This is a genomic window from Bifidobacterium felsineum, assembly GCF_002802915.1.
GTDB lineage: Bacteria > Actinomycetota > Actinomycetes > Actinomycetales > Bifidobacteriaceae > Bifidobacterium > Bifidobacterium felsineum.
On record NZ_PEBJ01000003.1, the window covers coordinates 156,990 to 173,050 of the forward strand.

Below are 16,061 nucleotides of genomic sequence, written 5' to 3' on the forward strand. Positions count from 1 at the left end.
GTAGAGGTTAGAGCACGTTAAGATATCTGCCGGTGATGCTCGCTGGATTTGCCGCGATTTGTTCGGGCGTACCAGTGGCCACGATGTGTCCACCTGCTTCGCCGCCGCCCGGCCCCAAATCAATCACCCAGTCGGCATTGGCGATGACGTCCAAATCATGCTCGATGACCACAACCGTGGCACCGCTTGCCACCAGTCGATCGAATACGCTGAGCAACACCTGCACGTCCAGCGGGTGCAGTCCAATGGTCGGTTCGTCGAAAACAAACACTGCATCGGATTGTGCGCGACCCATTTCGCTGGCGAGCTTGAGCCGTTGTGCCTCGCCGCCGGAAAGGGCCGGCGTTGGTTCTCCGAGCGTCAGGTATCCGAGTCCCAAATCATGCAAGGTGGTGAGCCGAGCATGCACTTTACGCATATCGGCGGTCACGGCCAATGCCTCGTCCACGCTCATTGACATCAACTGAGGCATTGTCAGCGAATGTGACGCGTCGAGCACATCCGTTGCACTAGCCGCAGACTTCCGGCCGGCCTTGGGTTTCAGATTCTTCACCGGTCGATGAATGTTGCCGGCTTCCGGCGCATACCGAGAACCCCGGCAGTCCGGGCAAGCGATAGTTACATCCGGCAGGAACTGCACGTCGAGCGAAATCGAACCGGTGCCATCGCAGGTGGGGCAGCGCAGTCGACCGGTGTTATAGGAAAAGTCACCAGCTTTATAGCCAGCGGCCTTGGCTTCCTCACAGCGTGCGAATGCCCGACGTAATTCATCATGGATGCCGGCATAGGTGGCCACAGTGGAGCGAACATTGGCACCGATTGGTGTGGCGTCAATGAGATTGGCTCGCACAATGCCTTCCGCCTGCAGTGCGTGCACATGTTGCGGCAACGCTTCTCCAGCAGCCGCGGCTTTCAACGCCGGAATCAGTGATTCCAACACCATTGTGGTTTTACCGGAGCCGGAGACGCCGGTAATGGCCACGAGCCGCCCGCGCGGAATATCCACAGTCAGCGGCTTGACGGTGTGCAGCGGGCTGGTTTCCATATGGATGCGGCCATTGGCAAATATGTCTTCAGTAACTCGCGCTCGAATCCGCTGCTGCCCGTCTTCGCTCAGGAATGGCGCAATACGGCTGTGCGAACTATGAGCCACCTGTTTAACAGTCCCCTGCGCAATTACATGACCACCGTCGGCACCGGCGACCGGGCCCATTTCAATAAGATGGTCGGCGGCTTTGAGTACACGCACATCATGATCGACTACGACCACGGAGTTGCCGTCTGCCACCAGATCGTGCATCACACCGAGCAGGCCGTCTACATTCGAGGGATGCAAGCCGATGGATGGCTCATCCAGCACATACAGCACGCCGGTGGTGCGGTTGCGCACTGCTCGTGCCAGCTGCACGCGCTGCCGTTCGCCGGTGGACAGGGTCGCACCGGCGCGGTCAAGCGAAAGATAACCAAGCCCAAGCTCAAGCAATCGTTTGGCCACGTCAAGGAATGATTCGCAAATATTTTTGGCCATTGGGCGCATGTCGGCAGGCAAGAACTCTGGCACGTCCTTCACCCATGTCACCGCGTCATCCAAGGTTTTGGCAGTTGCTTGAGCCAGATTTATCCCACGGATTTCCGGCGCTCGGGCCGCTGCGCTCAGTCTCGTACCACCGCAGTCGTGGCATGGTTTTTCCTGCAGGAACCTCGCCACACGCTTCAGCCCCTGCTCGTCCTTGGCTTTGGCAAGCGCATTTTCCACCGTGTAGACCGCGTTGTAATAGGTGAAGTCAAGCTCGGCAAAATCGTCGCCTTTCTTTGGCCGGTACAGAATGTGCTTTTTGACGGCCGGACCATTGAAGACGATGTCCCGCTCTTCAAATGTCAGTTCCTTGAACGGCACATTGGTACGTACGCCCATTGCACCGCAGACCTGTTTCATCAGATCCCACATCAGGGAACCCCACGGCAGTACGGCCCCATCGTCAATACTTTTGGATTCATCCGGTACCAAAGCCGCACGATTTACTTCGCGCACAATGCCAGTGCCTGAGCAGGTCGGGCATGCGCCGGCTGAATTAAATGCCAGTGATTCTGCGCCCGGAGCATGAAATTCCTTGCCGCAGCTTGCGCAGGTAATCGGCAGTTCAGCGGCCACATTCAATGTGGGCTGCTGGCGAGCGCCGCAATACGGGCAAACATGCGAAGCACAGCGGGAGAACAGCAAACGGAGGCCATTCAGCAATTCGGTCATGGTACCGAAGGTCGAGCGAATGCCAGGGACCGCCGGCCGCTGGTGCAAGGCGAGCGCAGCTGGCACATGCAGCACTTCGTCTACCTGCGCGCGGGAGGCTTGGGTTAGGCGCCGCCGCGTATAGGTGGAGAGCGCTTCAAGATATCGGCGGGACCCTTCTGCATAGAGCACGCCCAGTGCCAGCGAGCTTTTGCCGGAGCCGGAGACGCCAGCGATACCGACCAGCTCTCCCAATGGCACGTCGACATCGATGTTCTTGAGATTATGCACGCGAGCGCCACGCACCTCAATCGAAGTCGGCTTTTGCTGCTGCCCCTGTGCCATGGTTGGTCCTCCTAGACCCCGCAGCGAATGGTTCTCATTAAGAACTGTGCGGGGATTGACGTACTATCAAACGAACATCGTAGCCACATCATTCCCGCAATTCCAACGATTATGGCAATGTGATTTTGTTCGATTGTGTACACAATCCCCGCACAGTTCTTAATGAGAATGATTCGCTGCGGTGGCGGCGAAGCGCTCCCTAATCTGCGCTGCCGTGCCATAGGACGCCTGAGCACCATAACCGGTGGCTGCATAGGCGGAAACATATGATGCCAAGCTGGCTGCCTCGCGTAGTTCCAAGCCGGAAGCGAGCCCCGCCAGCACAGTGCCCATGAACGAGTCGCCGCACCCGGTGGTGTCCACGGCATCGACCTTCACTGGTGCAATGCGCGTGCAAGTGGAGTCCAACACCATCGAACCATCACCGCCTAAGGTGACTATCGCCTGCTCGAACCCGTATTCGTGCATACGCTGCCGCGCGGCTTCCCAGTCAAACGCTGACCAATCATCATTCTCAGGCGCGGTGATTCCCAGCAACTGCACCATCTCATGTTCGTTGACCAACAGCACATCGGAGGCTTCAATAAGTTCGGCAGACAAGACCGGCGTGAACGGTGAATTATTGAGCAGCACCTTGACTCCGGCCTCATGGCACATGCGTGCCGCCGCCGTCACAGCTTCCATAGGGCTTTCCAAACACAAACCGAGCACACTGGCACTGGTCAATGCCTCGCGTGAGGCTTCGATATAGTCCACGGTGACTTGTGCATTGGAGCCCGGTGAGTACACGATGGCGTTCTCCCCCGCCGCATCCACCATGATGACGGTGGTGCCGCTTGGACCAGACACGCGACGCACATTGGCAATATCCACACCGGCATCGGTCAAAGCTCCGAGCAGAAAATCAGCGTTGTTATCCGAGCCGACTGCACCGAACATGTGCACATTGGCTCCTATGCGCGCGGCCGCAGCAGCCTGGTTGCCGGACTTGCCACCGGGCAAGATCTGCAACGGTCCGCCTGCAACCGTCTCACCTGGGCCCGGAAGCCGCTGTGCGGCGACGGTGTAATCAGCGTTCATTGAGCCGACCACGCTGACCGAACCGTGAATACGGTCGAGCAAGGCAAGCACATCAACATCGGAAGTGGCAGTGGAAGGGAAGAGAGAAGAAACGGAATCAGACATGAGAGTTGCCTTTTCGTGAGGTGGATTGGATGGAAATCGCATAAAAACGGCCGTTGAACCGGATATAAGACCGGCCCAACGGCCTTGGTATGGCTACTGGTATTCGGCCGTAGTATTACAGCCGTCCGATGGGTCCATCGGAAGTATTGCTTACTTTTCGGTGTAGATCTTCTTGCGGAATGCGAAGAACACGATCAGGCCGAGAATCGGCGCGCAACCGGCGAGAATCAGGATGTTGGAGTAGCTGGCGGCCGCACCGGAGGCACCAATCACGCTGAATCCGGAGAACGCCTGCGAGCCCATGAGGCTGGAGAACAGTGCAATGCCGATGGAAGGGCTGACGTTCATGGCCAGATCGTTCATGCCTACGCCGCGGCCGGACTCGTCAGCGGACAGGGTGCCGAGCACGGTGGTGACGACCGGCGAGTACATGAGGCCGCAGCCTGCGTAGAAGAAGCATGCGCACAGGGTCAGCACCACGAATCCGGAGTTGACCGCGAGACCGGAAGCGATGAAGCCCACAGCCATCAGCGTGCCGGCGATGGGCAGTGCACGCTGGATGCCGATCTTGCCCACGATGCCGCCCGAGCAGATGCCGAACGCGGCAGCCACGAGGAAGGCGAACACGATGTGCAGGGAGACCTGCGTGGTGGTCATGCCGTAGATGGTGGTGCCGATGGCGTTGAACATCGGGGAGATGAAGTAGTTGGTGAAGTAGAACACCAGAATCAGGCTGATGGCGCACAACCAACGCTTGTTCTTGAAGAAGTCCGGCGTCACGAACGGCTTGGCAGCCTTGGTGATGTATACAGCGAAGACCGCGAACAGAGCGATGGCCACGAACAGCATCCACCATGCCATGTAGGAGAAGAACAGGGTGAGGAATGCGGTGGCCACGCCGAAGATGGTGAAGCCGAGCCAATCCACCTTCTCGCCATTGCCTTGCTTATCCGGCAGGTTCTTGAGCAGCAGCGGCAGGAAAACGATGGTGACGGAAGGAATGAGGAACAGGTACTGCCATGCGATGGAGCTCAGGATACCGGCTGCGAATACGCCAATGGAGGCGGACAGCTGGTAGCCAGCGGTGAACAGGCCGAAGAAAATCACCTTTAGCGATGGCTTCAGGTACTTGCTGGCCACCACGAGGAAGGCGGAACCAGCCACCTGTTCGCCTGCGGTCTGCAATACGCGGGCGATGATTACAGTCCACAGGTTTGCGGCAAAGAAGAAGTTCGCCACGAAGCCGAAAATCGAACCGATGAACAGGGTGATGAGGCCCACGACCACGAGCTTCTTCAGGGAGACGAAGTCGCCGAGCGAGCCGTAGATGAAGCAGACGATGCCGAGCACGATGCCGGGGATGGCGGTGATCAGCGAGGCCTGCGCCGGTGCGCCAACGTCGGCTCCGACCTGGGTGAAGACCAGATTGAAGCCTTGCAGGCACAGGGTGCCGAGGATGAAGGTGATGAGCAGTGGAATCAGAGCCTTGACGGCCATGCTGCTGCTGGTTTCCGGATCAGCCCACGGATCAGCGGATGCGGTTGCGGGCACAGTTGCGGTATTCGACATGATGGAAATCCTTATATATATGCGATGGTGATATTACTCGGCGGCCTTGGCGAGGTTAGTGATGCGGGTCATAAATTCGTTGAGGAAGCGGGGCACGTCAACCTGCACGGCGGCTTTGGTGGTGTCGGCCGGTTCGCTCAAACGGGTTTCGTCGCCGATGGTACGGCCGCGGGTCGGGCCTTCCAGATCGACTTTCATATTGAGTGGCAGCAGCGTGACAAGGCTTGGGTCGATGGCCACCGCCACGGCGAGGGGATCATGCAGACCGCAGCCACCGAGGTGTGGCGACGTGGTCTCATAGGCCTTGATATAGAAGTCCGTCATGTCCGCGAGGAACTCACCAGCCTTGGTGCCAAGATCACGCCACTGTTGGGTTTCCTTATAGGTCAGCAGCGTGCGCAGCGTTACGTCAAGGCCGACCATAGTGACAGGAGCACCTGAATGGAACAGTTCGTTCGCCGCTTCCGGATCCTGGGAAATATTGGCTTCCATGCAAGCGTTGCAGTTGCCCGGCACGGTCAGTGCGCCACCCATGAGCACGATGTTGCCGATTTCATCCTTGATTTCAGGGGCTTTCTTGAGAGCAGCAGCAATGTTGGTCATTGGACCAGTAGGCACGTAGATCAAGTCCTTGCCGTAGGTCTTCACCGCATCGATGATGAAATCCACCGCGGATTCGATTTCCGGCTGACGCGGCGAATCTGGAATATCCACGTCACCGATACCGTTCTCGCCGTGGATAAAAGCAGAAATGTCGAGCACTTCGAAGGAATCGGTGGTGCTGGAATGCGGCAGGCCCTTATAGACCTTGACTTCAGGGTGACCAAGCAGGTCGGTAATGGCTAGCGCATTGCGCACACCTTGATCGAGCAGCACGTTGCCGTAGGTGCCGGTGATGCCGATGAGTTCGACCTCCGGGCTGCCGAGCGCATAGGAGATGGCGAGAGCGTCGTCCACACCGGTATCGAGGTCGAGAATGAGCTTCTTCATTAAGTTTGCCTTTCTTCATTGATGGCGTTGAACCGGTCTTCCATGACCGGTGATGACGAGCGTTTCCGCCTCTCTAAGAGCCTTTGCTTTAACGTTTTATCATCTAACAACATCAAAGATAAAACGTTAAATCACCATTGTCAAATAACCATTGACCTTTTCAGCGTGTTGCATATCAGCACGACAGTACCCAACCTATGTACGTATCAGGCCGACAAACTCCCCAATCCATAGCAGACACTCTTGCTAACCGGTGCGTCAGACCAAACATCATGCGACTGCGATACCGCATGATCCGCGCATATGCAATATCGTGGGCACATAGTGCGTATGCGCGGCCGCTTCGGTTCCCGAAGCGATACGCCGTATCAGCATTTCGACGCCAAGCCGCCCCATTTCATCGGCCTGCTGAGAAATCACCGACACCTGCGGAATCATCAAACGGAATGCCGCAATGTCATCAAAGGAAACCAATGACACTGCATCGCCAATTGCGATGCCCCTTTCCTGCAACAGCCCCAGCATTGTGATGGCATCCGGCGAATAGGCGCAAATAATCGCCGTTACCCCTGCATTATGCAAACGTTCCAACGCTGAAGACCTCGATTCGACCGTGGAATTGCAATCGACCACCACTCCGGTTCCACTAGGAATCCGTTCGCGAATCGCAGCAGAGAATGCCTTCGCACGCTCATTCACACTGAATGAGCCCAATGCGGAATGAGCAACGAATCCAATCACACGATGCCCAAGTTTGGCCAGCTGATCCAGCGCTTCCTCCAGTCCAGGCCTGGGGTCAGACACCACAAATGGCACATTATCCGCCCCCGGCACAAGGCGATCCACGAACACCAATGGCAGCTTACGTTCAATCAGCAGTTGCAATCCTTGGGAAAGCCCGCCCTGTGGCACGACGATAGCCCCGTCGATGCGCTGGCCGAGCAGACTGCGCAGGAATGCATCCTGCCTGTCCACTCGCTCCCCATAGGAACCAATCAACGTAGTGAAACCTCGTCTATATAGTTCCTCCTCCATCGAGGAAACCATGTCGGCAAAATACTGGTTACGCAGATCCGGCACCAGAAGCCCTACAGTCTGAGTCGAGGCCGAGCGCATCGCGCGAGCACGCTGATCGGGCACATACCCCAATCGTTCAGCGGTCTGACGCACCAGTTCGCGTGTCTGCTCAGAGAAACGGCCCTTATCATGCAAAATCTGCGAAACCGCCGTGACGGAAACGCCAGCTTCCTGCGCAATATCTCGAATGGTCACGAATGCCATAAGGCCCTCCCCTACCTCAACGTCAGTAGAGCACACTTTTGATGTAACGATACATCAATACCGTACCCTAATGCTCTAGTACACATGCGCGTACACATCGTATGATGCATACGCCGGCAGATCATATGTCTCGATGGAAAACGCCTTGGCACTGCCTTTGGCTGGTTTGGCAACATAGGCATTGCGTCCGAACACGATTCGCCCCTTAGCATCACGCAAAACAAGCGTCACACTGATGTCATCCGCATACAAACCTTTGCCGTTATCATCATCACGCTCGCACACCACTTCCCCGCTAAAGGTCGTGCCACCTAAATCGATCTTGCGTGCTTTGGCTCCCCGAACAGTGAACGACTCCGCGCCACCGGTATCCAACAAATCATCTGCCGATGGTGTCTCCATCGTGAATTCCACACTCGCCGGCTTCTCGCCGTCCCCGGCCTGCCCGGCGAAATACGCAGTCTCCGAGGCATACACAATAGCGAACACCTGCGTATGCGAAAACATCACCGACCCATCGGCGCTTTTACCGGTAACCGTGACCTGAGGGAATTGCACGGCATGTGTAGTGTCTGTATTACGCAGAGCAAGCGCATATTCCACATACCCGTTTGGTGCCGACCAACCGGATTCGGTCAGTTCGAGAGGATTGTTCTGCAGCGCTTCCTCCACATCGTTACTGCCAGCCGACGATGAATCCGAGGAACCTGACGATGAATCACCACCGTTCTTATCAGGAATCTTACCGGTTGAAGTTTGCGTATCGGGGCTCGATTGTGCAAGCCCACCGCCAAGATTCCCATGCAACAGCACATATCCGGTAATGCCACCGGCCACAATCAGCACCATTACCAGCACCGCAGCAATCCACATCACCCATCGCGTATGTTTACGCTGCGTGGCACTCCCATCTACTGCATCAGGCGCTTCCCCACTGCCATGCGCGCCTGTCGATCCAGCATTCGCGGAATACAGCAATCGACGCAAAGCCGCAGCATCCTGCGGTCGAGCACTCGGCTCAAACGCACATGCCTGCTGCACAATGGCGCGAATGCGCGAATCAACCACATCAGCATCCGCAAGCAGCCGCTCATAGTGATTCTTATCTGAAGGCTGCACACCGGTAACCAAAAATCCCAATACACATCCGATGGCATACACGTCGCTACGAGCATCAGTGGACGCAAAACCATACTGCTCCGGAGCTGCAAAGCCCCAGGTACCCAGCGTGGTCGTATCATGCGAGCGCGGCATGCCATTCGCTCCATCAGTGCCATTGTGTTCGCGCGCAATGCCAAAATCAATAAGATGCACGCCGTCAGCGGCCATGATGATATTCGCCGGGGTGATGTCGCGGTGCACGATGTCACATCGATGCAATTCATCTACCGCTTCGCACAATTGCGCAACAATGCGAATCGCCGCATCAGCAGATAAACGTCCGCGCTCGGCCATGTACTGTTCGAGCGTGACGCCTTGCACGTAATCGTAAATCACCACAAACCAGTCAGGCAGTTCGTATGTGGCTTCAATCTGCGGCAAGCGTGGCGAACGGCATTCGGCAATCGTTGACCATAAGCGTCTGCGCGCGAATTGCAGAGGAATCTTTTTACGAACAAACGGGCCGGTACCATCGAGCGTAACCAGCTCGGTAATACCATACTGTCCGTTCGCCAACACTTGCTCAACATGGTAGGCATCGTCCAGCATCATGGCATGCATTGTTTGCATATCATCCATGACGCGCCCCTCCCCCAGTGCCGCAATCGCTTAGTTTCTGGAGCATTGCAAACATTGCACGCTCCATACTTTTCTCTATGCTAATCCACACTCAGCAACGTCGGTTCGCCAAATCGATGCAGTTCATCATCCGTAGACGCCCGATCGAAACCCTGCTGCACACACCATAAGATAATGGCATCGCGACGCTGCCGGCACCACAGTTCGGATACACCGGCAAAGCGCAGCACACGCTGGGTTTCCCGCACATCACACCGCAAACCGAACGCCAGCATAATCGCATGATCGCGTCCAGGCCTGCTCTTACCGGCGAAAATGTCATACACCACCGTGGCGTTCAGGCCGGATGCTCGAGCCACATCAGCACGTTTTAGACCATGCCGAGCCAACAGAAACTGCAGATAATCAACCAGCTCGCGGTCCTTGATTTTCTCCTCATCCAGATATGCCTCGATGCTGTTGCTGGCAAGTAACCGGTCCAGCAGTTCTTCGGTAAGGATTTTCTCGCCTGAAGTACCGTTCGTTCTCATGCCTTCCTTTATACCGCTGTATTGCAGGCGAGCAGAGTCAGCCATCAAACAAATTCCCTGAAATTCAGTTGGCAACTGAGCAATTCAGCAGCCAGCTGAGGAATGCTGTTTGGTTCTACGCAATAATTTCCGCGAGATTAGTGGCTTTTGATTGGAAAGGAGAGAAGATACTATGACCAATCAATTCAATCAGCCGGCTCCGGCACATCAACCGAACGGGCAGCCCAGCCAACCCACTACACCAATTGTGTATCCGAACGGACCCGCTAACCCTACAGGAATTCCAACGAACAATCCTGCCATTCAGCAACCAAAGCCGCATAAGAAGACTTCAAAACTCGCGATTTTCGCCATTATTGTGGCAGCGGTATTTCTGCTGACCACATTCCTTGGCATGAATTCCTGGTCCATGCTTGTATTTTTCGCGCTCTTGCCGGTATTACTGTCTGGCTTCTCCCTCTACGTAACTCGCAAGGACGGCAAAGTTCAAGGCCGCATACTCGCTTGGGTGGCAGTCGGCATTACCGCAGTGGCGCTGATTATCGGCGGCGTTGGCATTGTGCGCGCCGGCGCTAAGAGCGCAACCGATGATGCAGCATTCAAGGAATCCATGAAGGTGACGTGCAAAGCGTACAGCTGGCCGTCCTCTGACCTGGTCGCACAGCTGCCGCAACCACAATCCGCCACCGGTAAGATCGAAAGCGAAAGCTCCAGCCTGTTCTCCATCTCCGTATGCGATACGGATTCCACTGCATATACGGCTTATGTAAAGGCATTGCAGGACAAGGGCTTTACAGTCGACTATTCCAAGTCCGACGAGGCGTTTACAGCTAAGAATGCAGCCGGCTACAGTGTGCATGCGTCGGTGAATGAATACAACACGGATGTGATGGATATTTCCATCTACCCGCCTGAGGAATCTTCAGACTCCTCAAATTCCTCTACCGATGATTCCACAGCCTCTGATGATTCCGCGAACACCGACTCCAATGCGTCTTCCAGCCTATCCGAAAGCGATTTCAAGACCGCAATGGATAGCTACGAGAAAACCATGAACGATTACGTGGACTTCATGAACAAGTACAACTCCGAAGGTCATCCGGTTTCCATGCTTGCCGACTACGCCAAGTGGACCAAGCAGTACAGCGACATGGTGCAAAAGTTCGATGCCGTGGACGATGGTTCGCTGACCGACGAAGAACTGCAGTACTATATCGAAGTGCAAACCCGAGTTAATCAGAAGCTCAGCACGATCAGTAGTAACTGATACCTCAGCGAATGGTTCTCAATAAGAACTGTGCGCGGATTGACGCACTATCAAACGAACATCGCAGCCGCATATTTCCTGCCATTCCAACGATTGCAGCAATGTGACATTGTTCGATTGCGTGCACAATCCGCGCACAGTTATTAATGAGAATGATTCGCTGCGGCAACGATGCCTCACTTCCATTGAGCACGCAAAGCGCTGAGCGCGTCTTCAAAGTCCGCACTAAGTTGATGCGCTTGTTTGGCGTATATGCTCGCGGCCTGAAGCAGAGGCTCAGGAAGCATAGCAACATGCTTGATGCGAGCCGCACGGCCGGGTGCGGTTTCAATGATTCCATTCTCAGCCAACTCGGCATAGGCTTTGGCCACAGTGCCAGGAGCCAGACGCAGGTCTCCGGCAAGCTGACGCACCGAAGGAAGTTTGTCGCCATTACGCAAACTGCCAGCCTTCACCATACTTTCAATCTGCGCGCGAATCTGCTCGTAGACGGGCGTCGGCGACGATTCGCGAATCACCAGACGCAGCTCGTCTCCACCGCCACTCATCGCCGAGCCCTGCCATTGGGCGCAGTCCAGAGACGGGCGACACAGACGCATGCCATGATCAAATAGGCACAGGCAATCACAGCTACAACACCACCCATAATGATTTGTGCATTACCAAGCGTGGGATACACGTCATCAGCATAGGCAGGTGACAACGAGCCATTATTAGTACCGACGCGCACGGTGGCGATACCGGCTACCTCCAGCACGCCGACCGCATAGGCAAGCATCGCACCTGAAGACAGGAATACTACGAACCGTGTCAGCAACACACGCCATATCTTATCTTCTTTGGCATATCGCGGATCCGGAGAACTGGGAACGTGTGCAATACGCCACAGCGCCAAGCAGGTCGCTCCCGTCAATATCAAAGTAACGACAATCAGCGGCACTGCATAATACGCGCCCGGATAAGGTCCGGATGAGGCAATCATTTCACCGTTCTGGTTGCTTAACGAGATGCTACGCATCAGGCCGAAATCGTCGGGGCTGGCTGTAGCCATAGTGAAACACAAATATGCGATAAGCAATCCTGCGGCCAATAATGGCTGGATGAGCACATATCGACGAGCATAGGTCCACGGTTCACGCGATTGCAACGATGCAACGCGCACACCGCTGCCAGGACGCACGGGAACGTCCGGCAATGGCATTGAGACAACAATCATGACTGCGCAGGCGGCAAGCCCCGGTGTCATAGCCGCAACGAGATACATGCTTTGAGATAGCACAGCATTGATAATGACACCCACGATCAGCACGGCAGCACCGGCAAACAGCGCTATCAGCACACGATGCCGAGCCACGGACACCGGACCGTCAACGGAAAATCGAGCATCCCCACCAAACTGCTCCACCCCAATCGATAGCGTCGGCTCATGATTCATGCGCAGCAACGCCCTAATTACCAGCACGAGTACTGTTATGGTGAGCACCAGCATCAACAGCCAGATAAGCATTGCCACAATCACCCAAGAAGCCATGACTGACATCGCAATCACCTTATTCCGCAAACGGACAGTTTCGCTGCTTAATCATCCTTGACCAAACAAAAACTGCACCATACTTCTAATACAGCTAAAGTGTATCAGAAGTATGATGCAGTTTCAAATGTTCTATCTGGCTTAGAAGCGAATCAGGGACTTGATGACCTTGCGCTGGTCCATAGCCTCATAGGCTTCCTGAATGTGGTCGAGGTCGAACTCGGCGGTGAACACGCGGCCGGGATTGATTTCGCCCTTCACCACGGCGTCCAGCAGACCGGACTGCAAATCATAATGGCGCACGGGAGCCGGACCACCCTTGATGCCGATGTTGCCGTAGAACGTGCCCTCGGCGCTGATCTCGACATCATGCGGCAGACCAACACGGCCGATCACGCCACCGCGGCGAATGAGACCGATGGCGGTGTCGAAGGACTGCTTGGAACCCACGCATTCGAGCACGGCATCTGCGCCATAGCCGCCGGTCATCTCCAATACCTTGTCGATGGCAGCTTGATCGCGTTCAGCCACAATATCCGTGGCGCCAAACTCGCGGGCAACCGCGGCACGATCCTCATGGCGGCTCATCGCGATAATGCGCTTGGCACCAAGCATGTGCGCGGAGAGCACGCCGCACAGGCCGACTGCACCATCACCCATCACCACGGCGGTGTCACCGGGCTTCACCTCGGCGGAAACCGCTGCATGGTAGCCGGTGGACATCACGTCGGCGATGGTCAGCAGCGAGGCAAGCGTGGCATCATCGTAATCCTCAGGAGAACCGGGCACCTTGACCACGGTGCCATCGGCTTCCGGTACGCGCACATATTCGGCCTGGCTGGCGCCGAAGTAGCCACCGTGAGGGCATACGGATTCGAAGCCGGCCTTGCACACCGGGCACTTGCCGCAGCTGTACGGGAAGGGCAGCACCACAAAGTCACCGGGCTTCACGGAGGTGACTGCCGAACCTACTTCCTCGACCACGCCAATCGATTCGTGACCGATCTGCGCATGCTCCGGGTGCGGGCTCAGCCCACGGAAATACCACAAATCAGAACCGCAGACGCAAGCGCGCACGACGCGCACAACCGCATCATCATCCTGCTCAAGGCGCGCTTTCGGCATCTCTTCCACAGCCATCTGTCCAGGCTTAACAAAGATGGCAGCTTTCATGGTCTCGCTCATTGTTGCTCCTTTGGTTATTGGCGTTGGTTCCTATTGAACAACTATTCGATAGCAATATCCAATAACCTTCAGCCATGTGCAGCCATGCCCCACGCTTATGGCATTACACTTCCGGCTCTATTGGACGCTATTTGACCTGTGTAATCGTGTTGCCTTTGACCATGAATCCCTTGCGCGCCATATCGATCATTGGCTGATCGAATGCACTGTCCGTATAGAATTCATCGATAACCGCATCCGGGCCAACCACTTGGCGTAGGCGCTTCGGTTTATTGGTGTTGAAATTAAGGTACGTCACTTCAAATGTCGCGGGATCAATCGTCGAAGCAATCAACCGTTTCACGCCCAACCTGCGGCATGCCTCCCCTACGGTTACGTCAAACGAGGCAGTGAGAATCACGTCATCCGGCTGTGGCTTGTACCAAGGCTTGATCTTGGACATGTTACGATCCCAGAATGCACTGACCAATGATTTCAAGCCTCCGTTTAAATCGTCTGCACTGATGATGGAGGCATCCGCGGTAAGGATATCCGTGTCCAGGCCGGCTTTTGCGGCGTTGTTCAACGAACGTACGCGTAATTCATCGATGGATTTTGATGTTGACAAATCCTGTAGGTATTTTCTCGCGACTTTGCCTACACCTCGTTCCATCTGTTCCAATGTGGCCCGGCCGAGCTTGTATTTGATGGCGTAACGCAGCACCGGCGCAAGATGGCGAAAGACTTTCATATCGTAGCGGGCGCTGAAGAGGTATAGGTCGAACAGGCTTTCCCCGTCGTAGATTGTTCCGTCGAAATCAAATACCCGCATTGGTTCGCCTTCCTGCTTCTCTCGACTACTATAGGCAGATTCTTTCAGCTAGCGCGAATATGTGCACGGCATGGTTACGCCACACGTCTTGATTCACATTGCCGTATATATAAGAAATCCCCTCCGAGTTTCCTCGAAGGGGATTTCTTATAACGCTAGTTCAAGCGTAGATCGTTCGCGATTCTATAAGAATCAGGCGAGGATCTTGGTCACACGACCGGAGCCGACGGTGTGGCCGCCTTCACGCACAGCGAAGGTCAGGCCTTCCTCCATTGCGATGGGCTGAATCAGCTCAACGGTGAAGGTAGCGTGGTCGCCCGGCTGAACCATCTCGACGCCTTCCGGCAGCTCGATGACGCCGGTGACGTCGGTGGTGCGGAAGTAGAACTGCGGACGGTAGTTGGAGAAGAACGGCGAGTGACGGCCGCCTTCGTCCTTGGTCAGCACGTAGACTTCGCCCTCGAACTTGGTGTGCGGGGTGACGGAGCCCGGCTTGGCCACAACCTGGCCACGCTCGACATCGTCACGGCCGAGACCACGCAGCAGCAGACCGGTGTTGTCGCCAGCCTCGCAGGCGTCCATGGTCTTGTGGAAGGTCTCGATGGAGGTGACGGTGGTCTGCTGGGTCGGACGGATACCAACGATCTCGACCGGGGTGTTGACGGCCAGCTGGCCACGCTCGACACGACCGGTGACAACGGTACCACGGCCGGAGATGGTGAAGACGTCCTCGATAGGCATCAGGAACGGCTTGTCCAGGTCGTGAACCGGGGTCGGGATGTACTCGTCGACAGCGTCCATGAGCTTCTTGATCTGCTCGACCCAGTGCTCGTGGTTCGGAGCATCGTCGTGCAGAGCGCCGTAAGCGGAGACGCGGATGATCGGGCAGTCGCGGTCGAAGCCGTTCTCGTCGAGGAGGTCACGGACCTCTTCCTCAACGAGCTCGATGAGCTCTTCGTCCTCGACCATATCGCACTTGTTCAGAGCGACCAGGATCTTCGGGACGCCCACCTGACGAGCGAGCAGCACGTGCTCGCGGGTCTGAGCCATCGGGCCGTCGGTGGCGGCCACAACGAGGATAGCGCCATCCATCTGGGCAGCACCGGTGATCATGTTCTTCACGAAGTCGGCGTGGCCCGGGCAGTCGACGTGAGCGTAGTGACGCTTAGCGGTCTGGTACTCGATGTGGGCGATGTTGATGGTGATACCGCGGGCGGCCTCTTCCGGAGCGGAATCGATCTGGTTGAAGTCGTACTCCGGGTTGATGTCCGGGAACTCCTCGTGCAGAACCTTGGAGATGGCGGCGGTCAGGGTAGTCTTACCGTGATCGACGTGGCCGATGGTACCAATGTTAACGTGCGGCTTAGTACGCTCGTACTTTTCCTTTGCCATTACTCTTG

Annotated in this window: 13 protein-coding genes; 1 reads left to right on the plus strand and 12 read right to left on the minus strand. The window is 56.0% G+C overall.

Annotated features, from left to right (window positions below):
• Positions 1 to 7: 7 nt before the first annotated feature.
• The 7 genes from CSQ86_RS07070 to CSQ86_RS07100 form a co-directional block, all read right to left on the minus strand.
• Positions 8 to 2,572 (minus strand): excinuclease ABC subunit UvrA, encoded by a 2,565-nt coding sequence (locus CSQ86_RS07070; RefSeq protein WP_100494414.1) that lies wholly within the window; start codon positions 2,570 to 2,572, stop codon positions 8 to 10.
• 159 nt (positions 2,573 to 2,731) lie between these two features.
• Positions 2,732 to 3,757, minus strand: coding sequence for a ribokinase (locus tag CSQ86_RS07075; RefSeq protein WP_100494415.1), 1,026 nt, complete (start codon positions 3,755 to 3,757; stop codon positions 2,732 to 2,734).
• 150 nt (positions 3,758 to 3,907) lie between these two features.
• Positions 3,908 to 5,326, minus strand: coding sequence for an MFS transporter (locus CSQ86_RS07080; RefSeq protein ID WP_100494416.1), 1,419 nt, complete (start codon positions 5,324 to 5,326; stop codon positions 3,908 to 3,910).
• A 33-nt stretch (positions 5,327 to 5,359) separates the two neighbouring features.
• A complete protein-coding gene (locus CSQ86_RS07085) occupies positions 5,360 to 6,316 on the minus strand; it encodes a nucleoside hydrolase (RefSeq protein ID WP_100494417.1) in 957 nt (318 codons plus the stop codon).
• Positions 6,317 to 6,586: 270 nt separating this feature from the next.
• Positions 6,587 to 7,597: a LacI family DNA-binding transcriptional regulator gene (locus tag CSQ86_RS07090; protein WP_100494418.1), complete on the minus strand. Its 1,011-nt coding sequence runs from the start codon at positions 7,595 to 7,597 to the stop codon at positions 6,587 to 6,589.
• A 75-nt stretch (positions 7,598 to 7,672) separates the two neighbouring features.
• The gene (locus tag CSQ86_RS07095) at positions 7,673 to 9,337 is read right to left on the minus strand and encodes a serine/threonine protein kinase (protein ID WP_100494419.1); all 1,665 of its coding nucleotides are present in this window, start codon (positions 9,335 to 9,337) and stop codon (positions 7,673 to 7,675) included.
• Between the two features lie 80 nt (positions 9,338 to 9,417).
• Complete coding sequence (locus tag CSQ86_RS07100) at positions 9,418 to 9,867, minus strand: helix-turn-helix domain-containing protein (RefSeq protein ID WP_100494420.1); 450 nt, start codon at positions 9,865 to 9,867, stop codon at positions 9,418 to 9,420.
• Between the two features lie 172 nt (positions 9,868 to 10,039).
• Here CSQ86_RS07100 and CSQ86_RS07105 point away from each other — a divergent pair, with 172 nt between their 5' ends.
• Entirely contained in the window at positions 10,040 to 11,134 is a 1,095-nt protein-coding gene (locus CSQ86_RS07105; protein WP_100494421.1) for a DUF6591 domain-containing protein, read from the plus strand.
• Between the two features lie 176 nt (positions 11,135 to 11,310).
• On the opposite strand, the gene CSQ86_RS07110 is transcribed toward CSQ86_RS07105, so the two are convergent.
• The 5 genes from CSQ86_RS07110 to tuf all read right to left on the minus strand — a co-directional run bounded on the left by CSQ86_RS07110 (position 11,311) and on the right by tuf (position 16,053).
• Entirely contained in the window at positions 11,311 to 11,682 is a 372-nt protein-coding gene (locus CSQ86_RS07110) for a GntR family transcriptional regulator (RefSeq protein WP_100494422.1), read from the minus strand.
• Positions 11,679 to 12,653, minus strand: a complete 975-nt coding sequence (locus CSQ86_RS07115) for a hypothetical protein (RefSeq protein ID WP_133119274.1) — start codon at positions 12,651 to 12,653, stop codon at positions 11,679 to 11,681. The genes CSQ86_RS07110 and CSQ86_RS07115 overlap by 4 nt, the downstream gene beginning before the upstream one ends.
• A 153-nt stretch (positions 12,654 to 12,806) precedes the next feature.
• On the minus strand, positions 12,807 to 13,850 hold the full coding sequence (locus CSQ86_RS07120; protein WP_100494424.1) for a zinc-dependent alcohol dehydrogenase family protein: 1,044 nt from the start codon (positions 13,848 to 13,850) through the stop codon (positions 12,807 to 12,809).
• Positions 13,851 to 13,977: 127 nt separating this feature from the next.
• Positions 13,978 to 14,661 carry an HAD family hydrolase gene (locus CSQ86_RS07125; protein WP_100494425.1) on the minus strand — a complete coding sequence of 228 codons (684 nt, stop codon included), beginning with the start codon at positions 14,659 to 14,661 and terminating at the stop codon, positions 13,978 to 13,980.
• Between the two features lie 192 nt (positions 14,662 to 14,853).
• A complete protein-coding gene (gene tuf, locus CSQ86_RS07130; RefSeq protein ID WP_100494426.1) occupies positions 14,854 to 16,053 on the minus strand; it encodes an elongation factor Tu in 1,200 nt (399 codons plus the stop codon).
• Between the last annotated feature and the right edge of the window lie 8 nt (positions 16,054 to 16,061).